Annotated in this window: 17 protein-coding genes and 5 pseudogenes; 13 read left to right on the top strand and 9 right to left on the bottom strand. The window is 45.6% G+C overall.

Annotated features, from left to right (window positions below; translation table 11 throughout):
* Nucleotides 1-123 precede the first annotated feature (123 nt).
* A pseudogene (locus NQ542_RS03660) lies at nucleotides 124-3,725 on the top strand (efflux RND transporter permease subunit).
* Nucleotides 3,726-4,063: 338 nt separating this feature from the next.
* Here NQ542_RS03660 and NQ542_RS03655 read toward each other — a convergent pair.
* The 4 genes from NQ542_RS03655 to NQ542_RS03640 form a co-directional block, all read right to left on the bottom strand.
* A complete protein-coding gene (locus NQ542_RS03655; RefSeq protein ID WP_005649988.1) occupies nucleotides 4,064-6,376 on the bottom strand; it encodes a helicase-related protein in 2,313 nt (770 codons plus the stop codon).
* Nucleotides 6,343-7,257 carry a HamA C-terminal domain-containing protein gene (locus NQ542_RS03650; protein WP_005639204.1) on the bottom strand — a complete coding sequence of 305 codons (915 nt, stop codon included), beginning with the start codon at nucleotides 7,255-7,257 and terminating at the stop codon, nucleotides 6,343-6,345. Before NQ542_RS03650 ends, NQ542_RS03655 begins: the two co-directional genes overlap by 34 nt.
* Before the next feature lie 126 nt (nucleotides 7,258-7,383).
* Nucleotides 7,384-8,640 carry a MobV family relaxase gene (gene mobV / locus NQ542_RS03645; protein ID WP_005639201.1) on the bottom strand — a complete coding sequence of 419 codons (1,257 nt, stop codon included), beginning with the start codon at nucleotides 8,638-8,640 and terminating at the stop codon, nucleotides 7,384-7,386.
* Nucleotides 8,641-8,971: 331 nt separating this feature from the next.
* Nucleotides 8,972-9,916 carry a toprim domain-containing protein gene (locus NQ542_RS03640; protein ID WP_005639199.1) on the bottom strand — a complete coding sequence of 315 codons (945 nt, stop codon included), beginning with the start codon at nucleotides 9,914-9,916 and terminating at the stop codon, nucleotides 8,972-8,974.
* Nucleotides 9,917-10,673: 757 nt separating this feature from the next.
* Here NQ542_RS03640 and NQ542_RS03635 point away from each other — a divergent pair.
* From NQ542_RS03635 to NQ542_RS03610, 7 genes are all read left to right on the top strand, one after another.
* Nucleotides 10,674-10,946 (top strand): helix-turn-helix domain-containing protein, encoded by a 273-nt coding sequence (locus NQ542_RS03635; RefSeq protein ID WP_005649992.1) that lies wholly within the window; start codon nucleotides 10,674-10,676, stop codon nucleotides 10,944-10,946.
* A gap of 8 nt (nucleotides 10,947-10,954) precedes the next feature.
* Complete coding sequence (locus tag NQ542_RS03630) at nucleotides 10,955-11,242, top strand: helix-turn-helix domain-containing protein (RefSeq protein ID WP_005639191.1); 288 nt, start codon at nucleotides 10,955-10,957, stop codon at nucleotides 11,240-11,242.
* Nucleotides 11,243-11,339: 97 nt separating this feature from the next.
* Entirely contained in the window at nucleotides 11,340-11,759 is a 420-nt protein-coding gene (locus tag NQ542_RS03625) for a VOC family protein (protein WP_005639189.1), read from the top strand.
* Nucleotides 11,760-11,821: 62 nt separating this feature from the next.
* Nucleotides 11,822-12,394: a GNAT family N-acetyltransferase gene (locus NQ542_RS03620; protein WP_005639187.1), complete on the top strand. Its 573-nt coding sequence runs from the start codon at nucleotides 11,822-11,824 to the stop codon at nucleotides 12,392-12,394.
* A complete protein-coding gene (locus NQ542_RS17895) occupies nucleotides 12,375-12,791 on the top strand; it encodes a DUF3795 domain-containing protein (RefSeq protein ID WP_005649996.1) in 417 nt (138 codons plus the stop codon). Before NQ542_RS03620 ends, NQ542_RS17895 begins: the two co-directional genes overlap by 20 nt.
* 2 nt (nucleotides 12,792-12,793) lie before the next feature.
* Nucleotides 12,794-13,150, top strand: a complete 357-nt coding sequence (locus NQ542_RS03615) for a VOC family protein (RefSeq protein WP_005639183.1) — start codon at nucleotides 12,794-12,796, stop codon at nucleotides 13,148-13,150.
* An 8-nt stretch (nucleotides 13,151-13,158) separates the two neighbouring features.
* Nucleotides 13,159-13,698 (top strand): ClbS/DfsB family four-helix bundle protein, encoded by a 540-nt coding sequence (locus tag NQ542_RS03610; RefSeq protein WP_005639181.1) that lies wholly within the window; start codon nucleotides 13,159-13,161, stop codon nucleotides 13,696-13,698.
* A gap of 97 nt (nucleotides 13,699-13,795) precedes the next feature.
* On the opposite strand, the pseudogene NQ542_RS03605 reads toward NQ542_RS03610, so the two are convergent.
* Together NQ542_RS03605 and NQ542_RS03595 are read right to left on the bottom strand one after the other, a co-directional pair.
* Nucleotides 13,796-15,029 (bottom strand): annotated as a pseudogene (locus NQ542_RS03605) (tyrosine-type recombinase/integrase).
* A gap of 5 nt (nucleotides 15,030-15,034) precedes the next feature.
* A complete protein-coding gene (locus tag NQ542_RS03595; RefSeq protein ID WP_005639173.1) occupies nucleotides 15,035-16,264 on the bottom strand; it encodes a site-specific integrase in 1,230 nt (409 codons plus the stop codon).
* A 430-nt stretch (nucleotides 16,265-16,694) separates the two neighbouring features.
* Here NQ542_RS03595 and NQ542_RS03590 point away from each other — a divergent pair.
* Together NQ542_RS03590 and NQ542_RS03585 are read left to right on the top strand one after the other, a co-directional pair.
* Nucleotides 16,695-18,184 (top strand): annotated as a pseudogene (locus NQ542_RS03590) (TolC family protein).
* Between the two features lie 4 nt (nucleotides 18,185-18,188).
* Nucleotides 18,189-19,831, top strand: a pseudogene (locus NQ542_RS03585) (efflux RND transporter periplasmic adaptor subunit).
* A 49-nt stretch (nucleotides 19,832-19,880) separates the two neighbouring features.
* Here the strand turns inward: NQ542_RS03585 and NQ542_RS03580 are convergent.
* Both NQ542_RS03580 and NQ542_RS03575 read right to left on the bottom strand, forming a co-directional pair.
* Nucleotides 19,881-20,717: an AraC family transcriptional regulator gene (locus NQ542_RS03580; protein ID WP_005639161.1), complete on the bottom strand. Its 837-nt coding sequence runs from the start codon at nucleotides 20,715-20,717 to the stop codon at nucleotides 19,881-19,883.
* A gap of 30 nt (nucleotides 20,718-20,747) precedes the next feature.
* Nucleotides 20,748-21,554, bottom strand: a complete 807-nt coding sequence (locus tag NQ542_RS03575; RefSeq protein ID WP_081446992.1) for a helix-turn-helix domain-containing protein — start codon at nucleotides 21,552-21,554, stop codon at nucleotides 20,748-20,750.
* A 214-nt stretch (nucleotides 21,555-21,768) separates the two neighbouring features.
* Here NQ542_RS03575 and NQ542_RS03570 point away from each other — a divergent pair.
* Nucleotides 21,769-22,167 (top strand): annotated as a pseudogene (locus tag NQ542_RS03570) (phosphatidylglycerol lysyltransferase domain-containing protein); the annotation flags it as partial.
* 364 nt (nucleotides 22,168-22,531) lie between these two features.
* Here NQ542_RS03570 and NQ542_RS03565 read toward each other — a convergent pair.
* Nucleotides 22,532-23,338: a helix-turn-helix domain-containing protein gene (locus NQ542_RS03565; RefSeq protein WP_081446992.1), complete on the bottom strand. Its 807-nt coding sequence runs from the start codon at nucleotides 23,336-23,338 to the stop codon at nucleotides 22,532-22,534.
* Nucleotides 23,339-23,552: 214 nt separating this feature from the next.
* Here NQ542_RS03565 and NQ542_RS03560 point away from each other — a divergent pair, with 214 nt between their 5' ends.
* The gene (locus NQ542_RS03560; RefSeq protein WP_005639156.1) at nucleotides 23,553-24,461 is read left to right on the top strand and encodes a DUF2156 domain-containing protein; all 909 of its coding nucleotides are present in this window, start codon (nucleotides 23,553-23,555) and stop codon (nucleotides 24,459-24,461) included.
* Between the two features lie 9 nt (nucleotides 24,462-24,470).
* Nucleotides 24,471-25,415: a GNAT family N-acetyltransferase gene (locus NQ542_RS03555; protein WP_005639154.1), complete on the top strand. Its 945-nt coding sequence runs from the start codon at nucleotides 24,471-24,473 to the stop codon at nucleotides 25,413-25,415.
* The last annotated feature ends 61 nt before the right edge of the window (nucleotides 25,416-25,476 follow it).

Genomic DNA, 25,476 nt, shown 5'->3' with positions numbered 1-25,476 from the left:
AAATTAAATCGTATGTAAAAAGCTATCGAACTAAGAATGAAATAGCTAACAAATTATCCAATAACCGGGGATTTATTACCTTTCCCTCGATATAAGTATTTTGAACATGTTTATCGTTTTTTTTTGATCTTAGTGCTGGTAGTCGTATGGGGCATCTCGACTTCTCCATTTAACTGGCACGGAGGGATCATTCCCCGCAATCCGATTCCGGTAGACGCGATTCCCGACATCGGCGATAATCAACAGATCGTAGCGACCGAATGGATGGGACGTTCGCCCAAAGATATCCAGGATCAGATCACCTATCCGCTAACCACTTCCCTATTGGGGATTCCCGGAGTCAAATCGATCCGTAGCTCTTCCATGTTCGGCATGTCCTTCATCTATATTATTTTTGATGATAATATAGAATTCTACTGGAGCCGTTCGCGGATTCTCGAAAAGCTCAACTCCCTTCCCCCCGGCACGCTGCCCGAAGGCGTACAACCAGTGTTGGGTCCGGATGCAACCGCTTTAGGACAAATCTACTGGTACACGTTGGAAGGACGCGATCCGGCAACCGGAAAACCGACAGGAGGATGGAATGCGGAAGAGCTGCGTACCATACAGGACTACTATGTCAAATACAGCCTTTCGACCGCCGAAGGAATGTCGGAAGTGGCATCAGCCGGAGGTTTTGTAAAAGAGTACCAGATCGAGCTGAATCCGGATGCCATGCGCACCTTTAATGTTTCCGTTATGGATATTATGGGGGCGATCAAGAAAAGCGATCTCGATATCGGCGCCGAGACAATGGAGATCAATAAGGTCGAATATCTGATCCGCGGCCTGGGCTACATCAAAGATGTATCCGACCTGGAAAAAGCCGTCGTGACGGTGTGCCGGTACGCATCTCCGATGTAGCGTTTGTAAATATCGGTCCAGGTACGCGGCGCGGCGGGCTGGATAAAGAAGGTGTCGAAGCAGTCGGCGGTGTCGTGATCGCCCGATATGGTTCCAACCCTTTGGAAGTCATTAATAATATAAAAGACAAAATCAAGGAGATGGCGCCCGGACTTCCCCAGAAAACCTTGCCCGACGGGACTGTCTCCAAAATCACCGTCGTACCTTTTTACGACCGGACAGGCTTGATCAAAGAGACAATCGGCACGCTCGAAACATCTTTATCCCACGAAATACTGATCTGTATCATCGTTATCATCGTGCTGGTCCTCAACCTCCGGGCATCCGTCGTGATAGCCAGCATGCTCCCTATCGGCGTGATGGTGGACGTCGGCGTCGTGTTTGTCGAAAGCATCATCCGGTATATGGAGATGCCGGAAAACAGAGGCATCCGCAAAGGGAAAGCGATGGTAAACCTTATTTATAAGGCGGTCAGTGAAGTGTCGGGGACCATTGCCACGGCGATGATCACGACTATCGTCAGTTTCCTGCCCGTTTTTGCAATGGAGGCACAAGAAGGAAAAATGTTCTCTCCCCTCGCCTACACGAAAACCTATGCGCTGGCCTCTGCTTTCGTATTGGGATTGATCTTGCTGCCGACCTTATCCTATATATTGTTTTCGGTACGGATCGACTCAAAGCGGATACGGAAAGTGCTCAACTACATACTGATTGCAGCAGGTGTCCTCTTGTCTGTCCTGTACAGTAATATTCCGGCACTCGGACTTACAGCCGTCGGACTTAACAACCTGCTTGCTCACCGTTGGAAGAAACCCGGAATAAGTAACTATATCAATATCGGTATCGCACTTGTCGTCGCCACCTACTTCTTGGCAGAAGAATGGTTGCCGATGGGCCCCCAGAAAGGCATTATCGTCAATCTTCTTTTCGTAACAGGATGTATCGCCATCATTCTTGCACTGCTCTGGTTACTGGTGATCTACTACGAACGTATCCTTCGCTGGTGTCTGAATAACCGGTGGAAGTTCATGCTGCTACCGATCGCGACTATCCTATGCGGCATCCTGATCTGGAAACGGATCGGGCAAGAGTTCATGCCCAGCCTCAACGAAGGTTCATTCCTGTTGATGCCGACCAGCATGCCCCATACAGGAATCGAGCAAAACCTGAATTATATCGAAGCGCTGGACAAACGCCTGGCAGCCATCCCCGAAGTGGAAACGGCAATCGGCAAATGGGGACGGGTAAACTCGGCACTCGATCCGGCTCCCGCCCAGATGTTCGAGAATACGATCAACTATCGTCCCGAATATATCCTGAACGAAGACGGAAAGCGGGAACGTTTCAAAGTGAACCGGAAAGGAGAATATCTCCTGAGAAACGGAGGCACTTACAATCCGGCAGACGGCTTCCGCCTGATTCCGGCAGATAGCCTGATACCGGACCGCAAAGGAGACTATTTCCGGCAATGGCGTCCCGAAATCAAGAACACCGACGATATCTGGCAGCAAATTGTCAACGTCACCCACCTGCCCGGACTCACATCCGCCCCGAAACTGCAACCGATAGAGGCACGCCTTGTCATGCTCTCGACCGGTATGCGCGCTCCGATGGGATTGAAGATATACGGGCCGGATCTGGAAACGATCGAGCAGAGCGGAAAGGCGATCGAACAGGCGCTCAAAGACGTTCCTTCCGTGATCCCTTCGTCCGTATTCTATGACCGGGCGGTCGGAGCACCTTATCTGGAGATTAAGCTGAACCGGGATAACATGGCCCGGTACGGAGTGAACGTCGAAGATTTACAGGAGATACTAAGTGCAGCCGTCGGCGGCATGATCCTGACGAAGACGATCGAAGGCTGCGAGCGTTTCCCCGTGCGCCTCCGCTATGCCCGCGAACTGCGTGATAATCCGGAAGCATTGTCCATGCTCCTGGTTCCGACAGCCACCGGCGCCCAGATCCCATTGAAAGAACTCGCCGATATCGAATATGCCCGAGGCGCCCAGATGATCCAGAGTGAGAACACCTTCCTGGTCGGCTACGTGATCTTCGACAAGAAACAGGGAAAAGCGGAAGTGGATGTTGTAAAAGAAGCGACAAAAGTGATCGAAGGAAAGATACAAAACGGAGAGTTGAAACTAACAAAAGGCGTTTCCTACAAGTTTGCCGGAAACTACGAACAACAGGAACGTGCCACCGCCCGGCTGATGATCGTCGTTCCCCTGGCCCTGCTGATCGTCCTCCTGGTTCTGTATTTCCAGTTCAAGACCCTTACGGCCTCGTTGATTCATTTCTCCGGTGTATTCGTGGCTTTTGCCGGCGGCTTTATCCTGCTCTGGCTGTACGGTCAGGACTGGTTCATGAACTTTTCGCTGGCGGGAGTCAATATGCGGGACCTGTTCCAGATGCATACCATTAACCTGAGCGTAGCCGTATGGGTCGGCTTCATCGCCCTTTTCGGAGTGGCGACAGACGACGGTGTGCTGATGGGAACTTACATCCATCACGTCTTCCTGGAAAAGGACCCGCAGACCAGGCACGCCATACGTGAAGCCGTCGTGACAGCAGGACTCAAACGTGTACGTCCCGCAGCCATGACAACCGCGACCACCCTGATCGCCCTGCTCCCCGTCCTCACCTCGACCGGAAAGGGAGCCGATATTATGGTTCCGATGGCAATCCCGACTTTCGGCGGCATGCTGATCCAGTCGATGACCATGTTTGTCGTCCCCGTATTCCAATGCTGGTGGCGGGAAGGGCTGCTGAAGAAAGAGGAAAAGGCCCGCAACGCAGCAGAAAATTCCTCACCAGGAAAATAAATTTTCCGAGTCATTTTTTAAGTTTCGGGCTATCTGGCTGAGAAGTAAGAGGTTACCGTTTGGGGTGATACGGACAGGTAACGATTTAGAAATGAGCGGAGTGCTTTGAGGTACATTGTTTTGAATAGCCAAAGAACGCTCACCATTTCGGTCGCAAATATACAAAATTTCGCCAAAAAGAGAGAACTCTTTTGATTCATTATATTGAGACCTCAATGTTTTGGTATAAAGTATCCTTCCTTATATATGATCTGAACTAATAATTCATTCCGACTCTTATTGAGCTTTCTAAAGTTGAGATTATATCCATCATATATCTTCAAACCTCCTATCAAATGTTATAATATCTGATCTATTCTTGCGACATTGTATTTCTCATAATCATCCAGCTGGTTATAATATTTTCCAATAAGCTCGCGATCATCTGGATTATTCTCTTTTACATCATAGTATTTCACCACATTAAAAGATGCACCAATGTCACTAACCTGTCTTCCTAATCTTGTATCTGCACTATATTCAAGCCTGAGTAATAACGCTTCAATGCCATTAACTTCATCAACATTTACACCCTTGCGAGTTGATTCAAATTGTTTGTAGAGCAAATTAAATAAACCGAAATATTTTACTACTTGGTAACGGAGCATATTAAAAACAAAATTAGCAGCCTTTCTAACTCCCTTATCCACATCCCCTTCTTTTCTAATATGATAATTTACCGAGCCTGAAAATCCTTTAGAAATAAAAGCAGAAATCATACCAACAAGATAACAGTTACCAGACTGATCATTTCCGTTCTCTACATAAAAACGTAAATTGTCATTTTTGATAATTGGACGGATAGTTTGACATATAAGTTCAAGACCTGGAAGATAAGACTTCCTTTGGCCAACGTAACGTCTTATTAACTCTGTTATCTTTTCATGATCTGTTGTTGAAAAGCGAGCAATTGTATTGTACAAATAAATCTTGTCATCATATGATATTGTTCTAAACTCCTCAAAACATGCTTTAGGCATTATTCCACTTTCTTTGATAGCCTCTAACTGCTTTTTCCTATTTTCTTGCTCGATTGTGAGATAATTGGAATCTGATAGAACAATATCCACATCTTTTTTATCAATATTCTTGTCAAAAAATTTATGTTGCAACAATTCGTCCTCTTCGTTCATTCGATCCGCAAAATTTTTATCTAGAATAAAGACCCGCCCTTGATAATGCTGCATAAATCTACCAGCTCGCCCCTCTATGTTCTGTGCATCAAACTTTTTTAAGTCTTTCGTTCCTTTTTTTCCAGAAAGCACTATCACGTTTTTAGCTGTGGTATTTACCCCCTCTGTGATAGTAGTAGTACATATTAGGATCTTTAAAATATTCTGATTAAACAGTGAAATAATTTCCTGCTGTATATACTTTGGAACTGAACCGTGGTGTATACCAATTCCTTTTTTTAATGCTTTTGAAACAATCCATTGTGCTCCCCTCCCATTCGCAAATAAACTATCTATATGGTTTGTAAGCCTGATTACTTTTTCGGAATCAACATCTTTGATGTAATTATTTTTACTAATTAAAATTTTAGCATATTTTTCCGTCGAAGCTTTTGTACTGCAATAGACTATAGCATTTTCTCCTCGATTCAAAAGTTGTGTAACAAGTTGGACAATGCGAGCACTCTTAGTCTTATTTGTAAATGTCAAGTGAAACGTGTTATCAATCTCAATGGTTGATGCTGTTTCTGCAAAGACCTCCACCTTATTCACTATTTCGTAGTGATTGTAGTTGACAATAGCAAAATCATAATAGTCAAGGAAAGTTTTAAATGAGAATTGTGCATCTTTTTTATCTTTGGTCGGAAGTGCTATATATGGACCTGTAAGTAAAGAATCAACATGCGGGGTCTTTAGCAATTCGTGCAAAGCTATCCTGTACGCCACATCTCGCTCATTCTCTTGAGACACCTCGTCTATGATAAAACCATTATCAAGCTTATATATCTCATCTACAAATACAAAATCCAATTGAATTTCTTTGTTCTTATCCAAAAAAGACAAGAATCGTTCTGGAGTAAAAATAAAAAGATTCCGTCCGCTTATTTCCTCTTTATCACTGAGTGTATGAATCACATAGTTATCCTTTACCCACTTATATTCAGGCGATAAATGAATCTTAAACAAGTTCTCAGAAAGGAGAGAAAGGGTGGGGAAAATAAATGCAACATTAGTATATTCCATCTTCCTTACAATCTCGTATATCAAGAATGTTTTTCCGAAAGATGTTGAAGCACTCAGAAAAATACGATTTCTCTGCCCTCTCTTGAATCTTTCCAAGAGTTCTTTCTGGTAGCGATGCAACATGACACCTTCGCCAACTATCAAGCTGCTTTCATTGATATAATTTGAAAAGGTCTGCAAAGTAACCTCTTCATCAACGTATTCTCCAACATTCAGCATCGGATAATAATACTGGGGGAGACCTGCTTGGTTAGCAAGATAATGCAAGAAGAGTCTATCCGCCTGAGATAACTCTTTTCCTTTCATAATGTCGAAAAAAGAACAAACAGCCTTAATCATTAAAGGCTGCAAATTTGAATCTTCCTTAGCTTGGTTAATAAGCTTTACGGCATCAGCTGCTGCTTTTGATTTATCCATTGCAAAACTTGTGTCTTAATAATACGACTATTATCCACATGAAAAAACAAGAAAAAGATTGTATATGGGATTGTTAGTGTAGGTTGCACAGCACTATATTTGGTTTGAATATATGATATTATACCCATTATGAGATCATCGTATACAGTCATTTTATCATCAAAGATAACTAGCATCGGATATACAAGGTGCATATTGTGTCGACTGGCTTCTTTTGCCATATTTATCAATGGGTCAGCTCGCCATTGATCAATAATTTGTCGAATTCTACTCTTCGGCTCAATATGTTCATAGTGGTTTTCCATCGCAATAAAATTCCGATTGAAGTAAGAATCAGAAAGAGTTTTGTTAATATTATCAAATATAGAGTCTAACGACTTTTTATATCCATCCAAGTAAAATTTTGCTTCTCCAAAAAGTAGAAATATTGTTTGATTGTCTTCTACCATCAAATATGAATCATAACCTTTAGTCTCAGCATTTTCTAAAGCAGAGTATAAATATCCTCTAGCAAGTGCCTTTTCTGCATGAAAAAAATGACTAAGGAGAAGATGAAGCATAACTTCGCCTTGAAAACCATACCCCAGCTGAATACTTTCTGAAGCACTTGGGTCAAATTTTAGTTTGCTTAACAATGCTCTTATTTGGAGCTTGTCAAGCTGAGTTAAATCTATTTCATTATCACTATAAGCATACTCAACTATTCCATTATAGATTATGTTTGCTATATCAATATTGGTCCCATTTTGATGTAAACAATAATCTTTTTCTGTTGAAATACATGAGCATGAAATGTGCTTATCTGCAATATCATGAGGTAGATGATACTGCAAAACAATTGAACTTTGGATTAATTCCTTAAGACTTACTCGCATTGCCATAATCAATAAGTACAGAATTGCTTAAAATGCGTAGTTTACATTTATTTGCTTGTAAAGGTAAGCATTTATGAGGGTATGTGAGCGTCTTTTCTTGTTTTTCTTCTTGTCGGTGAAAGAAAAAAGCAATTACAGTCGTTGCGAGCGGTTGCGATTGATTAGCTGTTTCCATTTCTGTTCGCACCAATCGGTAATGGGAAGCCCGTTGATGGTCAAAAGAGGTCGTTTCTTCTCGTCCTTGATGATACGGATTTCGCTGTCCTCTTCCGTAAACTCTCTCTTGTATAATCCCGAATAGGCTTTAGCCGTGCCTCGCAGGGGCGTCTCCGTGCGATACATCTCCGCTATTCTGTCATCAGAGAAACCCATCTTTCGGAGCATCAGACGGATATTCAAGAGTTGGTAGAAGCCACTGAAGAAGCGTTTTATCCAATTCCGCTCTTCCTCATAAACCTGCACGGTTTCTTTCAATTCGGCAATGACTCTGTCCCTTCCCTTGATTGTGTCCTGCAAGAGAACGACTTCCTTTCGGATTTCATTCTTCTCCTTTTGAGAAAGATACCGTTGCCGTTCGGCTTCCTGCTCCAAGTCTGCAATACGCTTCTCTGCTTTGTCAAGTTCGGAGTTGCCAAAGATAGAATATAGCGTTCCTTTCATACGTAGCTTGCCTGCCTGCTTCTCCAGCTCCTTTATCTTGGCTGTGAGTTCCGCCTTTTGAGTTTCCTTCTCTTTCGTGGATTTGAGAATTTCCTTGTAATACTCCATCGTGGTCCGGTGCTTGGCTTCCGAGCCGTGCACGCCCCGTTCCAATCCGAACCGTTGCACTCGCTTGGCATAGTCCGTCTGATACTGCTCCAGTTTCTTGGGCGTAAGCACATCATCGGCACAAAGCCGTACCTTGTTCTTCTTCGTCTTGTACTTCCGTTTTCCGTTCTCGGCTTCCTCTTTGGCTTTCCTTCTTTCGCCCGTGACAATCGGAACGACCGTGGCGTGAATATGGGGAGTATCCTCGTCTGCATGTAGCGTGGCAGCGACCACATTGTCTGCTCCAAAAGTGGAGCGAAGCCAATCCATCGATTCATCACACCACTCGTACAGGAGTCCTTCCTGCTCTATACGAGCCATATCCTCAGGAGAACTCGACAGGATAAAGCGCAAGGCTTTGACTTGGTTCTTTGCAACCTTTCGGTAGATACCTGCCGTGGCGATACGATGTTCTATCGCTTCGCTACGGTTGGTCACATTTGCAGGGAATTGCACCAATTCCCTGTTCAGGCGTGTGCGAGAAGGATCGACGTTACTCGGGGTATATGTCCGCGCTATATGAGCGGTATTTCCCGAGTCGTTGCTCCTCGCCTTGTCTATATGTAGTACGGCGTAGCCCATTGTTTGAAGTTTGTTTTAAGGGGTATCCAAAGGGGCGAAGTCCCTTGGCTCAGGAGGGTATTTTTAGCGGTAACGGAGTGCAGCGTGAAGAAAATGCCCTAATGAGCTATGGCATTTCTTGAAATGACCATTTCGTCTCGTCCGAAGTTCGCCCTTGAGGAGCTTGCATTCTCTGAATGCACGGAGGCTTTGTTTCTAAGTTGGCTCTGCAAACTTGCGGTTCTGAGGAACTGCCGTAGCTATCGAAACAAAGCCGTTTATTCGCATACATTTTATTTCCTGAATCTTTGGATACCTGATGATGGAATAATGTTATTTGCTCTCTTTTGCCTTATCGTCCAAGTCCTCGTTTACGAGATGGTATCACCTGTTTTTGCCCTGTTCTTTGGGCAACGTGGTACTCGTTGAGGTCTTTGTATCGGGCATAGTGTCGGCTCATATCTTCTACCTTGATGCCTGCTGAGCGAAGAGATTGGAGGGCTTTTCGTCCTGCTTCATCGTTGTCGAGGAATGCCCGAACGGAGTCGATGCCGTTCTCGTGGAGATAGGCAACGGCTCTATGGATATTGCTCACGGAGTTCAGAACGATGGAAGGCGAAATGGTTTCTTCCCCTTTCATCGTGAGAAGGGAAAGGAAGTCCACAAAGCCCTCGAAGATACAGAGAGGAGCGTTGCTCGCTCTTCCTGCAATCACGGATATATCCTTTGGGGCAATCGTTCCCTTGAATGTCTTGTCGCCCCGAAGCTCATACCCTCCTGCGCGATTTGGGAAGCCGATGGCAGAGTACTCTCGTCCTCCCACTTCGTAACGAATATGACGGAGATAAGGACTTGCCACGGCAAGGTCTATCCCGCGTACCTCTCGGAGATAGCTTTGCAGATGCAGGGGCAACGTTTCGCTGATGGAGAGGATACGCCTTGTATTATTGGGTTGCTGTTCATCCCTTCTCTGCCCTATGTGAGCTTCACGATGAAAGGAAAAGGAAGTGAAAGGTGTCGCTTTTCTTTCGGCAAGATGCGCCATTGCTTTATAGGCACTGCATCCTTGCATTCGCATCACAAGGTCGATGATGCTTCCACCTTGGTTTGTGCCGTAATCATGCCACAGGTTTTGCCGAAAGTCCACTTTCAGGCTGGCATTGTGGTCTTCTCGGTAAGGTGCGTGATAAAGAGCATAGCCGTTGTACCGTTTGGCAGGTTCAATACCACAGGCGTGCAGGTAGTCGCCTATCGGTATCTCTTTGATATGTTGTAAATCGTAATATCTTGGTTTCATAAGTGGTTATTGAATAAATGGGATTTGAGTTATAAACGGTGAAAGGGAAAGGCTGTCGGATCACGGAGGACGCACCTTGTCGCACGCAAAACAAAAAGCCATTCCCTGCTTTTTTCCTTTCACCGTATATACCCTTTCACAGTGAAAGAAGAAAGTATCTATGGCATTTCTCGTTTGCTTGTTTCTTTTCATTGTTCGTACTTCTTCTGTTTGCTTGGTTTTGAACTTTCATCCGAAAACGGATGCTGAAACCAAGTTACAGAGGCGAACACAGAGTCCCAAGGCTGGTGTGTCTGTTGCTTCGAGGTACAGAGAAATGCTCCGAAAATGAGTAGTAAAAATGGGAGAAAACAGAACGAAAAGGCTCAAAAAGCAAAGAACAGAGAGGAGAAAGGCTCTGTAAACGACTTCATCGGATTGCTAATACCTGCACCCTTTTTCTTCGAGGGATATGCAAGCGAGAATTATCATTGGCGAGAGAACCCCCAAAAGATGCCGAGTAATCAAAGAAAAGATACCGAGCAATCTTACGGTCGCTCGGTATCTTTTTCCCGTTGTGTCGTGTGGACATTTCACATCATATCGAAGCCACAAGTACACACTTAGAGAAAAGGGGGTGAAACAGGCGGTTTGTGCTTGTACATTTGCCTGCGATTTCCTGCTGTTTCCCTTGATTTCATCGGTTCTTGGAACAAGGATTTCGCTCGCATACATTTGCACCGAAAAGAGAAAAACGACAATTAAAAACGATATTGATATGAGATTTACCGCCATCGACACCTCCGCGTGGGAGGAACTGAAAAAGAGCATTGAAGAGCTGGCTCTTTGTATGCGAGAACACTTCGGAATGAAGCCCGAACTCCCCGACCTGTTACACAACGGGGACGTGTGCCGAATACTGAACATCAGCAAGCGAACGCTCCAGCACTATCGGGATACGTCCGTGCTGCCCTTTATCCAAATCGGACACAAGTGCTATTACAAACGTGAGGATGTGGAAGCACTCCTCGCCAAGTCCAACCGCAAATAACCACGACTATGGAATACGAAACGATTAACAAAGAAACACCCGAGATGAAAGAACTCATTTCGGGCATTAAGGAAGTAAGTAAACGTATTCGGGAGATAGCCCAAACGCACTGTCCGCTCTTCGGGGGAGAAATATACCTTACGGGGCGGGAGGTCTGCGAACACCTTTTCGTTAGTCCTCGCACTTTGCAGGACTATCGGGACAGAGGCATTATTCCCTACACCCAAATCGCAGGGAAAATACTCTATCGACTCTCAGATATCAACAGATTACTGCAAGAGAATTATCGGGGATAGAGTTTCTGAAGTAGATGATTTTCTGGCCGTTTCATTCTTCTTTCTTGCTATGAATAAGTAACTTTGTGGCGGATTCAATTTCAATAATGCACAACTTATGAGACAGAAATTCACTTTAATCACATTGGGAGTAAAAGACTTCCAAAAGGCCTTGGCTTTCTACGAGGGCTTAGGCTGGAAGAAATCGCAACAAAGTCAAGAAGCCTACGCATTGTTTCCTTTGGGTGGGATAGTTTTAGGATTATATCCACTGCAAGAATTGGAAAAAGACACAACGCTAAATTATCAGCAGGCATCCTTTTCGGGTATGACAATCAGCTATAATGCCACATCGGAGGAAGAAGTCGATACCGTGATGCAGGAAGCCGAACGGCTCGGAGCAACCGTTGTGAAGCCTGCACAGAAAGTGTTTTGGGGCGGTTACAGCGGCTATTTCAAAGATTTGGACGGCTATGTGTTCGAGGTAGCCTACAATCCTTTTTGGGAGATTGACAGCGAGGGAAGCCTCGTTATGTAATTTGTTTGGTGCAATGACCAAAGAGCAGACGATAAAAGAAAAGAATTTTATCAATAAGAAATATGGAATTACAGACCAAACGCTTGATTTTAAGACCGTGGCAGGAAAGCGATGCCGAAGCACTCTACAAATATGCCTGCAATCCGAATATCGGTCCCATCGCAGGTTGGCCGCCGCACACGAGTATTGGGAACAGCCGCGAAATCATCAAGGGCGTGTTATCTGCTCCGGAGACATACGCTGTTGTTCTGAAGGAGACAGGCGAAACAATCGGTAGCGTAGGAATCATGACAGCAAGGAGTGAGATTCGCTCCGCAAAGATGGCGGGCAGCGAATGTGAGATTGGCTATTGGATTAGCGAGCCATATTGGGGGCAAGGCCTGATTCCCGAAGCCGTCAGCGAATTGATTCGATATGCCTTTGAGGATTTGCAGATGACTACCGTTTGGTGCGGATATTTTGATGGCAACGAGAAATCAAAACGAGTGCAAGAGAAATGCGGATTCACTTACAGCCATACGGAATACAACAAGCCCGTCCCATTGATGAATGACGTTCGCACAGAACATTTCACCAAACTCACACTAGAAGAATGGAGAAAAAGAAAAGACAGATATGAGAATTGGCAGCATTGACATAGAAATGTTCGCTCCCTGTGGCATGAACTGTACGGTATGCTATAAGCATTGTCATACGAGGAAAATACAGAAGCCTTGCAGTGGATGTATGCAAGAAAACAAAAGTAAACCAGTGCATTGCCGAAAATGCAGGATAAAAGACTGCGTGCAGCTGAAAGAGATTACTTATTGCTATCAGTGTGGTGACTTCCCTTGTAGACTTATAAGAAACCTCGAAAAAAGTTATAACAGCCGTTACGAAGAAAGTCTGGTCGAAAATAGTGAGATTGTAAGGGAAGAAGGAATATGTAATTTCCTGAAAATACACTCCGCTCGATACACCTGCATGGAATGCGGAGGCATCGTCTCATTGCATGACAAGGTTTGCACTGAGTGCGGAAAAAGAACACGATAAGAATGAAGATTAAAAGAATATATGCCTGCTGGATTTATGTCAGCGATTTGCAGAGGTCTCAAGAATTCTATCGCAATATCGGATTTGATATAAAAGTTGTCGATGGCGACTGGATAGAGTTCGCTTTGGGTGAGACATCGTTTGCCATCCTGAAAAGACCGGAGAGCAAAGGTGAAGTCGTTGCGAGTAAAACAAGGATTATGTTTGAGGTGGAGGATATCGAACTTGCCAGAGATGAATTGAAAAGCAAAAATGTGAAGATCATCGGCAACATCAGAGAAGAGCCATACGGCAAGTTGCTGACTTTTGAAGACCCCGACGGGCATTGGCTGGAGTTTTATCAACTATATAATGAGTAATAAAGACTATGGCAAGAGCAACGACAAAAGCGGATTTGACAGCATCCGCCAACGGACAATTCGACAAGATGTGGAAACTCATCGACAGTATGAGCGAAGAACAGCAGAAAGCAGCCTTTGCCGAGGAAATGGCAACGGCCGGGAAAGAAACACATTGGAGCAGGGACAAAAACCTGCGAGATGTGCTTGTGCATCTGTATGAATGGCATCAGTTGTTACTAAATTGGGTAAAAGCCAACAGTAACGACGAACGCAAGCCTTTTTTACCAGAACCGTATAATTGGAAAACCTATCCGGCAATGAACGTTGGGTTTTGGAAGAAGCACCAAAATACGCCATTGGAGGAAGCTAAAGCAAAGTTAAGAGAGAGCCACAAAGATGTAATGGCACTGATAGAGCAATTCTCCAACGATGAACTCTTTGCCAAAGGAACACTCGCTTGGACAGGGACTTCCCCACTCGGAGCTTACTGCGTTTCGACAGCTGCCAGTCATTACGACTGGGCGATGAAGAAAATAAAATTGCATATCAAAACATCTAAGGGATAATGCAAAAGAAATCATTATAAATTATTTGCTATAAGAAAAGCTTGTTTCATTAACTGGAACAAGCTCTTTTCTATATTCAAGTTATCTGCTCTCTTTGTTACATCACCCTCTCCATATCTCTTGCAATCTTTTGGTCAGTGATTTGGGCGTAGATTTGCGTGCTGGCAATAGACGAATGCCCCATCATCTTGGCGATGCTCTCTATCGGAATGCCTGCCTCCAAAGTCAGCGTACCGAAGCTATGTCTTCCGACATGCCAAGTCAGCGGAGTGCGAATGCCACAAGCCCAACCAACGGCTTTGAGATGGGTTAGTAGTTTGCCCTTGCTCATCGTATCGGGGAAAATCTTATAATCCCCCTTGCTCTCCTCCTTAGTGTAAAGCGAAAGTATCTGCTCCGCTATCGGATGCAGAGGTATTAGGCTCTCCACCTCCGTCTTCTGTCTTGCCTTGCGGATATACCGCTTCCCCTCGTTGTTCTTTTCGATTTGCGAAACTCGCAGGCTCTGTAAGTCGGCAAATGCCAAACCCGTAAAGACGGAGAAAAGAAACATTCTTCGGCTTAGTTCCGCTCCTTCGTCTTGCAAGGGAAATGCCAAGAGTTTTGCTACGTCGCCTTTACTCAGAAACCGAGGTTTGCGCTCCACGGCTTCATACTTCGCTTCTTCAAACGGATTGAAGCGTATTGTCCCCTGACTGACGGCTCTATACATCAATCGGCTCAGCCAACAGAGATGCTTGTTTATCGTGGCAGGAGCATAGCCCTCTTTCTTCAAATGAAACCGATAATCATCAAAGAAATCCATCGTAAGAGCTGTTAAAAGAATATCCTCTTCGCCACGACTTCGCACAAAAGCATCAAGCTGTTTATCGGAAATTCGATTGTTGCTATACGTTCCCTCGCTCTTGCTTTCTTGTTGGGCTTTGAGTTCTTTCGCACTAAGGGCAAGAAGTGTCATTGGAGTTCTCCCGATGCCTTGTAAGTAGTTCTTCAGAAGTTCGGCACTCACCGCTCCATATTTGTAGAGCAAAGTATTGTACCCTTGTTCGATTTCCTCCCGAAAGGCTTGCAGGCGTTGGTTTATCTTCTTATCCGTTGTTTCCAGAAGGGTTGGAATATAAGTTTCCTTTCGATGCTTGCAGGCGTTGGTTTATCTTCTTATCCGTTGTTTCCCCTCGCTTCACACTTCAATCGTTAGGAGCAACGTTTTCGCCTGTGGTTATCACCACGTTCGCTCCGTCAATGGTGATACGACAAAGGATTGCTGTTGTTCCGTCTGCTTTGGTCTTGTTCTTATTGATATAGAATAAGATTTTGAATGTACTACGCATAGGTCTTACAAGGTTAAGGTTAGGTTTTCAGTGAAAGAGAGAAATCGCCCGAACTCATCAAAGAGTTTCTTCGGGGTAACGTGGGCGTATCGCTCGGTCGTTTGGATGTTGCTGTGTCCCAACATTCGACTGACCGTTTCGATGGGAACACCTCGTTCCAAAGTAATCAAGGTCGCAAAGGTGTGGCGACCGACGTGTGCCGAAAGGGGAATAGAGATACCAGCCCGAAGTTGCAGGGCTTTGAGCTGAACGAGATAAGCTGAATAAGTAATAGGCGCAAAAAGAGTGTTGCGCTCCTCGGACTGATACCGCTCTATCATACGAACCGCTTCGGATAGGAGCTTCACTCGGCAAAGGGTATTCGTCTTTTGCCTGCGAAACTTCAGCCACAACGCCCCTTCATCGTCCGTAAAAAGATGTTCCCTATTAAGGGCGACCATATCGCAATAGGCAACACCCGTATAGCAGGAGAAGAGAAAGAGATTACGGGCGGTTTCCAGCTCCACTTCATAAGGCTCAAAGGTCAATCCCAGCAACTTATCCAACGAAGCCCTATCCAAGGCACGAGGTTGTTTGTTCTCTCCTCGCTCTATCTCTATGTGAGCAAACAGTTGTCGCTCTGTCAAGCCCTCACGATATGCCAAACGGCAGAGTTTCTTCACTGCCAAAGCCATCTTACGATAATGACCTTGCGAATGTCCCAGCTTTCCGACAGAGTAGTGTTGCAAGCATTCCAAGAAATCTTCTTCCATCTGTCCGAAAGGAATATCTGCCGTATGGTACTTCTCACCAATAAAGACTTGTAAGTGCTTGCGAACAGTGTGGTAACTACTCATAGTTGTAGCCTTTATTTCGATGCCCACCTTTTGTTCCATATCTTTAACCATTCGGTCGTATCGCTCCAAAAAGGTGATTTGAGTTTGCATACTTCCTTGGAACAGCTCCTTGATGTCTGTTGCAGTAAAGACCGCACCTCGTTCATAAAGAACTCTATAAGCCGACTGTACAGAGAGGAGCAAACGCTCCAACTTGCCATTCGTAACCACTGCCTCACGACTCTTGCCATTCAGTCTGCTCTCACGAGCGTTCCACAAATCGGGGGCACATGAAAGCTTACAACTGAATTGGGCGATGGTTCGCCCGTAGGTTATACGCCCCATTATCGGAGCTTGCCCCAACTTGTCCAATCCGCTCTTTTTCAGGTAGAGCAAAATCTTGAATTTTTCTCTTTGCATACGCTTCTATTTTTATTGGCAAAATTACCCGTTACAGAAGCGTTTTTAGCTACGCAAAACATTGTAATACAAAGCATAAGCACCGTAACGACAGAAAGGTGAGTTACCGAATACTCTTCTGTCAATTACCTTCATCTTACCTCTTCGTTACCATTCAAGGAATGGACTAACGATTTGGTAACGGAACTTCTGCATAAATCCACATCTTCTGCACTTAACCCCTCTGTGCAAATCACCGAGATATGGCGCAAATCGCTCTCATTTCCATTTACTTACCCGCAATCCTCTCCCTAATGCCCTTTCCCCTAATAGTTCCTCAGCATGAAAATAAATTTTCTTCGGATGAAAAAAAATTTTCCATTGCATGAAAATAAATTTTCACGCCGAGAAAAAAGTTGAAACTTTCTTATATAAATAAAATATTAGTAGAATGAGAATAAAAAAGCATATAGCCGTCTTACGTTGGGCCGCCATCCTGCTATCGGCACTTTGGTATCTCCCATCACAGGCACAAACGACCGACAGCCTTTCCCATTACCTGGAAACGGCCGCCCGGTACAATCCGTCGGTAAATTCCAGCTTTGCCCTTTACAAAGCATCCCTGGAAAAGATACCGCAGGCGGGAGCTTTCTCCGATCCCGAACTCGAAATGGGCTTCTTCTTCAAACCGATGGAGCAGCTATCCGGCAAACAGGTAGCCGACTTCACCCTGATGCAGATGTTCCCCTGGTTCGGAACCCGCAAAGCAGCCCGCAACGAAGCGACCGAGATGGCACGCATGGCTTACGAACAATTCAGGGAAACCCGCAACAACCTGTTCTACGAAGTCAAAAGCCAGTGGTATCAATTGAACAATCTGAATGAGCAGTATAAGAACACAGCAGCGAACCTCGAACTGTTAAAGCAGTTGGAGCTGTTGGCGCTGAGCCGTTATACAGCTTCGTCCGTTCTGGGCAGGCCGACACCATCCGTTGCGCCTCCGGTCGCATCTCCCGTTCCCCAGACACCGGCAAACAACAGTATGGGCGGTATGGAAAACATGGGGACCTCTCCTTCCACGGCCTCTGCGACACCGGGCGGAAATACAACGATGTCGGGTACGGGCGGTTCGATGGCAGGTGGTACGATGGGGAGCGGTTCATCCGGCAGCATGTCCGACGTACTTCGCATCCAGATCGAAATGGTCGAACTGGAAAACAACCTCGAAGCTCTCCGATCGAACAGGAAAGCAGCCGAAGCCCGGTTCAACAGCCTGCTGAACCGGGATCAGGATCTGCCGGTACAAACTTCCGATTCGCTGGCACAAAAACTGTTTTCCATAGAAGACAATGCGGTCCTGGACAGCATCATCCTCTCCAACCCGATGCTCTCCATGCTCGAAGCGGAGGCAAACGCGTATAAGGCAAAGGCGGAGATGGACAAGAAGATGAGCCTTCCCATGTTCGGCATCGGACTGCAATATTCCATCATGGCTAAGAATTCAGAAGAGATGGCCCGGATGTCAGGGATGAGCAATATGAACGGCATGGATATGGTCATGCCGATGATTAAGATCAGCATCCCGATCTTCCGCCGAAATATAACGCCCAGCAGCGGGAGAGCCGGCATTACCGTGAGGCAAGCGAACTGAAGTACGAAGACACGCTCAACCAGCTACATGCCGAATATATCGCCTTAAAGCAACAACTGGCCAATGCCTCGCGCAAAATAGACCTGTACGCCAAACAGCAAGACTTGTCCCGGTCGACCTACCAGTTGATGATCCGCGAATTTTCGGCAGGGACGACTTCCCTCACGGACATCATCCAACTGGAACGCCAGTTACTGGATTACAGCCTTAAAAAGAGCGAAGCGGTTGCCGGATACAACACGCTGATCGCGAGTTTAGAGAAATTAGTATCAACCTCCGTAAATGAATAACAAGATGAAAAAGATAAATGAAATAATAAAAAGCAAACCGGTTCAATATATAATAGTAGCCTGTGCCGGCTTATTAGTCGGCTGGTTGTTGTTCAGCTCGTCTGAAAGCCCCGCTCCGGCTACCCATGAGGGGCATGAGATGCACGAAGGACACAGTCACGACCTCGTACAGGACGAGACGGGCGTCTGGACCTGCTCCATGCACCCCCAGATACGCCAGGATAAACCCGGCAAATGCCCGATCTGCGCGATGGACTTGATCCCGGTCCGTAAAGGAAGCGGCGGCGGAGAGAACTCCGACCCGAAAGCAATCCAGTTATCGGAAGAGGCGGCCGCCCTGGCAGACGTGCAGACTTCAAAGGTCAGCAGGAAAAACCCGGTCAAGACAGTCCGCCTGTATGGCAAGATCGCCCCGAACGAACAAAGCTTACAGTCACAGACAGCGCATGTAGGCGGACGTATCGAACAACTCAACATCAATTTTACCGGTGAGAGCGTACGAGCCGGACAAACACTTGCCGTCCTTTATTCACCCGAACTGTTCACCGCCCAGCAGGAACTGTTGGAAGCCATCAAGATGAAGCAGCCCGCCCTGATCCAGGCAGCCCACGAGAAACTCCGTCTCTGGAAAATGACGAACGCCCAGATAGAAGCGATCGAACAGTCCGGTAGCGTTTCCCCACTCGTCGAGATCAAAGCGAACGTAAGCGGAATCGTCATGACCAAACGCGTAAACCAGGGCGATTATGTCGCCTCCGGAGCTGTCCTGTTCGACATAGCGAACCTGTCGAGCGTATGGGCGATGTTCGACACTTTCGAAGTTGACCTGCCTTTCCTGAACAGAGGCGACCAGGTTCATTTCACCTTGCAGGCTCTTCCCGGCAAGACCTATACGGGCCGGATCGCGTTTATCGATCCGATCATCAACCCGTCCACCCGTACGGCACGTGTCCGGGTAGAAGTCCCCAACAGCCATATGGAACTGAAGCCGGAGATGTATGCGACCGCCGAGGTCAGCGCCCCGCTTCAAGGATATAAAGACCGGATCACCGTGCCGCAAACTGCTGTTCTCTGGACCGGCAAACGTTCCATCGTTTATGTCAAGCAACCGGACACCTCCACTCCGACCTTCCTGATGCGTGAAGTAGAACTTGGTCCTTCCCTCGGCAACGCATACGTGATATTAAAAGGATTATCCGAAGGAGAAGAAGTCGTAACGAACGGTGTTTTCTCGATAGATGCCAGTGCCCAACTGGAAGGGAAACAGTCGATGATGAACAATGACGGCGAAGCACAACCGATGAGCGGCCATGTAGGGCATACGATGAGCGGTCACGAAGGGTATGCCGCGCACGGTACATCCGCAGCACAACCGGAACCGGCAGGCGAGCATGCCATGTTCGGGGTAAAAGGTTCCTGCGACATGTGTAAACAACGCATCGAAACAGCAGCCAAAAGTGTAAACGGCGTTTCGTCGGTTCATTGGGATAAGGAAAAACAGATGATACATCTACAATACAATCCGTCCAAAACATCTGTGGACGCTATTAGCAAAGCTATTGCCAAAGCGGGGCACGACACAGATACTTATAAAGCGGATCAAACGTCTACGACCAACTGCCGGGTTGTTGCAAATACCGGCAATAAGCGGATACTACAACCCGGACAAGCGACCAGCCCGTCATCGCCACTATTATCATTTTTTATATTGGTGGCGATATTCGGTCGCGCTTAGTCCGGCTGCGTTCTTAAAGAAACGGCTGAACGCAGCCTGGTCTTCGAATCCTAGCATCAAAGCGATCTCTTTAGAGCTTTTAGCCGTATAAAGCAGTAAACGCCGGGCTTCTGCCTGAATGCGGTTATGGATGATACGGATGGCGGAAGGCTGCTGATAGGCGGAAAGGATATTTGCCAGTGTCTTCGGGGATTTGTTCAGCATGTCCGCATATTCCTGCACCTGTTTTTTCTCCTTAAAATAGGTATCGACCAGGACATAGAATTTGCGGATCGTCTCGAACTGGAGGCTGTTCTCCCGAACAGCTCCCTGCCGATCTTCCGCTATTCGCGTACATAATATGATAAACCGTTTCAACAATACCCGGAGCATCTCGTCTTGCAGGTGATCGGTACTGAGAAACTCCTCTTGCATGATCCTCGTCAGCGTGTCGATCTTCCGCCGTTCATCTTCCGAAAGGACAAAAGTCAGCACATGCGATGAACCGTGAAACAGCAACCCGTTGCACGAGACCTCATGATCGTTGCCATGTATACAGTAGAAATTGCCGTTGAACATCAAAGCATAGCATTTGCCTTCGATGCGCAGAAACTCCAAATGATGCAAATGGGAAAGCGGAACGAGCTGTTCCTTCTTCAAAACAACATGCTGATGATCGATATCCAACTCCACTTCGCCGGAATCCACCCATATAAATTTATACAGCGTTTTGTCTTTCAGAAGATCCGGGTCTTCATGGAGCGAATCGGTCAAGACGATCCGCCCCTTTATTTTCGCATTCTCAAATGTCCATTTCATGGTATCTTAATTTTCAATTTTCAAATTCCACTACCTCCAGTTCCCTGGCAACTCTCCCGTATGCCGCCTGAACCAACGCGCAAAGGTATCATAATTAGAGAAATTAAGCATCATAGCAATGCGGGAAGATCTCAGTCGAGTTTTAATCAGTAAGTCTTTCGCCTCAAGCAATACATACTGGCTGATCCATTCCGCAGCCGAAATACCGGAATGCAATTTACATTTGTTATTCAGTTCCGCCGAAGTCATTCCCAACTTCTCGGCAAAATAATAAACCGGATAATGATGATAACGCCTAATCAGCAAAGCGAAATCGTGGAAGAAAGGCGGAACCTCGCTATCCCGGTCGTCCGCCAGATGCCCTTCCTGCTGGAGGAAGAAAATAAGGGCGCGCAAAAGCGATTCCACCACTTTGACACGGACATCGCTCATTCGCTCGATTTGTGACTGCATCAGCTGGATATAAAGCCCGGACTCCTTCAGTTCGTCCGGTGTAATCGTCCGGAACATCAGACGTTGCCGATTGATCAGCAGATCGCTACCGGCATAGATCACGATCCCTTCAAAACCTGTCTCCGAAAAACGGGATATCTCACTCACATCTTCCACAGACGCCAGGAACACCTGTCCGGCAACTATGGAGATTTCCTTTCCAAGTGCTTTGCATTCGAACTTTCCTCCCCGGCAGATCACAGCAAGAGTTCCCGGTTCCAAAGGCAACAGTTCATGATCCTGCCCAGCTTCGACGTGAATGACCTTTAAAGCACTTTCCAATGTCAAATTTGCAATCGACACGGCATGATAGAGGTCGATCGGTAATATTTTATCAGCATTCATTTCCTTCTCACTTTTAAATAAAAACCATTTCACTTCGAACATTTAAAGATAGATGTTAGTTTAATATACACTATCATTTTTATATTTAGTTAAATTGCTATTAATAGCATTTATAGGGTTTATCACGCAATAAACAAAATCGATTGTTTTTATTAAAGATAAAACATTCAGCCATTTTTATTAGTTTTATATTTGCACATCAAAAAAGAAAAAGATGAAGATACCGTTTAAACCAATTGAAATCGAAGATAGAGATATTATAACATCCTTTACGATACCGAGCAATTATAAAAATTGCGATTATTCATTTGCCAACATCTGCAGTTGGCGGTTTCTCTACGATAGCGAGTTCGCCATTGTCAACGGCAGCTTGCTGATCCGTTTCTGGATCGAAAACAAAACGAGAGTCGCTTATATGACTCCTACAGGTCAAGGCAACCTGAAACAAGCAATCGACCTGTTGGAAGCCGACTCGCTCGAACAAGGCCACCCGCTCTGTATGTTAGGCGTAACGCCAGATGCCAAAGAAGAACTCGAAAAGGCAATTCCCGGCGGATTTTTCTACATCCCCGAACGGAATTATTTCGATTACATCTACTTGCGTGAAGACCTGAAGTCAGCACATGCGATGAACCGTGAAACAGCAACCCGTTGCACGAGACCTCATGATCGTTGCCATGTATACAGTAGAAATTGCCGTTGAACATCAAAGCATAGCATTTGCCTTCGATGCGCAGAAACTCCAAATGATGCAAATGGGAAAGCGGAACGAGCTGTTCCTTCTTCAAAACAACATGCTGATGATCGATATCCAACTCCACTTCGCCGGAATCCACCCATATAAATTTATACAGCGTTTTGTCTTTCAGAAGATCCGGGTCTTCATGGAGCGAATCGGTCAAGACGATCCGCCCCTTTATTTTCGCATTCTCAAATGTCCATTTCATGGTATCTTAATTTTCAATTTTCAAATTCCACTACCTCCAGTTCCCTGGCAACTCTCCCGTATGCCGCCTGAACCAACGCGCAAAGGTATCATAATTAGAGAAATTAAGCATCATAGCAATGCGGGAAGATCTCAGTCGAGTTTTAATCAGTAAGTCTTTCGCCTCAAGCAATACATACTGGCTGATCCATTCCGCAGCCGAAATACCGGAATGCAATTTACATTTGTTATTCAGTTCCGCCGAAGTCATTCCCAACTTCTCGGCAAAATAATAAACCGGATAATGATGATAACGCCTAATCAGCAAAGCGAAATCGTGGAAGAAAGGCGGAACCTCGCTATCCCGGTCGTCCGCCAGATGCCCTTCCTGCTGGAGGAAGAAAATAAGGGCGCGCAAAAGCGATTCCACCACTTTGACACGGACATCGCTCATTCGCTCGATTTGTGACTGCATCAGCTGGATATAAAGCCCGGACTCCTTCAGTTCGTCCGGTGTAATCGTCCGGAACATCAGACGTTGCCGATTGATCAGCAGATCGCTACCGGCATAGATCACGATCCCTTCAAAACCTGTCTCCGAAAAACGGGATATCTCACTCACATCTTCCACAGACGCCAGGAACACCTGTCCGGCAACTATGGAGATTTCCTTTCCAAGTGCTTTGCATTCGAACTTTCCTCCCCGGCAGATCACAGCAAGAGTTCCCGGTTCCAAAGGCAACAGTTCATGATCCTGCCCAGCTTCGACGTGAATGACCTTTAAAGCACTTTCCAATGTCAAATTTGCAATCGACACGGCATGATAGAGGTCGATCGGTAATATTTTATCAGCATTCATTTCCTTCTCACTTTTAAATAAAAACCATTTCACTTCGAACATTTAAAGATAGATGTTAGTTTAATATACACTATCATTTTTATATTTAGTTAAATTGCTATTAATAGCATTTATAGGGTTTATCACGCAATAAACAAAATCGATTGTTTTTATTAAAGATAAAACATTCAGCCATTTTTATTAGTTTTATATTTGCACATCAAAAAAGAAAAAGATGAAGATACCGTTTAAACCAATTGAAATCGAAGATAGAGATATTATAACATCCTTTACGATACCGAGCAATTATAAAAATTGCGATTATTCATTTGCCAACATCTGCAGTTGGCGGTTTCTCTACGATAGCGAGTTCGCCATTGTCAACGGCAGCTTGCTGATCCGTTTCTGGATCGAAAACAAAACGAGAGTCGCTTATATGACTCCTACAGGTCAAGGCAACCTGAAACAAGCAATCGACCTGTTGGAAGCCGACTCGCTCGAACAAGGCCACCCGCTCTGTATGTTAGGCGTAACGCCAGATGCCAAAGAAGAACTCGAAAAGGCAATTCCCGGCGGATTTTTCTACATCCCCGAACGGAATTATTTCGATTACATCTACTTGCGTGAAGACCTGGCAACCCTAAAAGGGAAAAAATACCAGGCGAAACGCAATCATATCAACAAATTCAATAAGAAGTTTGCCTACGAATATATTCCTATCACACCAGAACTGGTTCCCGAATGCCTTCAGCTCGAATGTAAATGGTACAAAGCCAACCGGGAAGATAATGACGAGGAGGATCTGAACGACGAACGCCGTTCTATAATCTACGCCTTGAACCATTATGACGAATTGGGACTTATTGGAGGAGCCATTTGCGTAGACCATCAGATTGTCGCTTTCACTTTTGGTGCCCCGATCAACCATAATACTTTCGGCGTCCACGTAGAAAAGGCGAATGTGAACTATGAGGGGGCTTATGCTGTTATCAACAAAGAATTCGCCTCTCACCTTCCGGAAAAATACACCTATGTGAACCGAGAGGAAGACTTGGGTATTCCCGGTCTGCGCCAGGCTAAACTTTCGTATAACCCGTTCATCCTATTGGAAAAATCCGCGGCAATAAAGAAACCTGCAAAATAATATTGAACGATGGATAACAACAAATCTCAATTGATCGACCTGTGGCGTACTTCTTTCAACGACAGCGAAGAATTTATCAAACTATTCTTCGATCGGGTTTACAAAAAAGAAAACGCCCTGTTTATAGAGAAAAACGGAAAAATCGTTTCCGCCCTTCAAATGCTTCCGTATGTCATGACTTACTACGGAAAGGAGATATCCGTAAACTATATATATGGAGCCTGCACTCTTCCCTCCGAACGAGGTCAGGGACTTATGCGCCAACTGATACAGAAAGCATTCGAAGTGATGGAAAGCCGGAAAGTGGCCTTAACAGTCATTATCCCGGCCGATCCATGGCTGTTCGACTATTACCGCGATTTAGGATATACGGAAGCTTTCGACTATTCAGAAGAAACGTATATCCGCCCTTCTGAAATAGTACTGGAACAGGGTGTTTTGGTTGTACCGCCCGAAGTACCTTCGATGGAGTCTCTCTACAATTTTTTTAATAAGAAGCAGAGAGAACGTATTTGCTATGTGCTGCACGGTTATGACGATTTCGTTACTATCCTGCGCGAATTACAGATGTCCGGAGGACAAATGCTGACCGCCTTGAACATTCAAGAAGAACCGATCGGAATGATCTTTTTCTATCCTGTCGGCGACTATATCTATGTCAAAGAATTGATGTATGACAACGACAACATCAAGAACCTGCTCTTACAGGAAGCTACAACACAGAGCAAGGTGGAAAAGGCCGTCTGCCGTACTCCTTTCACCGGACCAGGAACTTTCCCTTTAGGTATGGCACGTGTCTTGGACCGCGACCGCCTCATCCATCACTGGGCCTTCACTCACGCAAACTCCGTTCATAACATCGGCGAACTAAAAAAGATGGACACCCAATCGCTCACCCGCCTGTTGCTCGACTATCAGAGCCGGGAAGCTTATATGAGTTTGATGCTTGATTAGCGTTCATTTTACCCAAAAACAAAAGCTCAGCACCACTCCGACAGGTTACGGAGATCCGAAG

It is taken from the genome of Parabacteroides merdae ATCC 43184, assembly GCF_025151215.1.
GTDB classification, from domain to species: domain Bacteria; phylum Bacteroidota; class Bacteroidia; order Bacteroidales; family Tannerellaceae; genus Parabacteroides; species Parabacteroides merdae.
The sequence above is the reverse complement of the archived record's forward strand: the minus strand, read 5'-3'. Positions and strand labels throughout refer to the sequence as shown.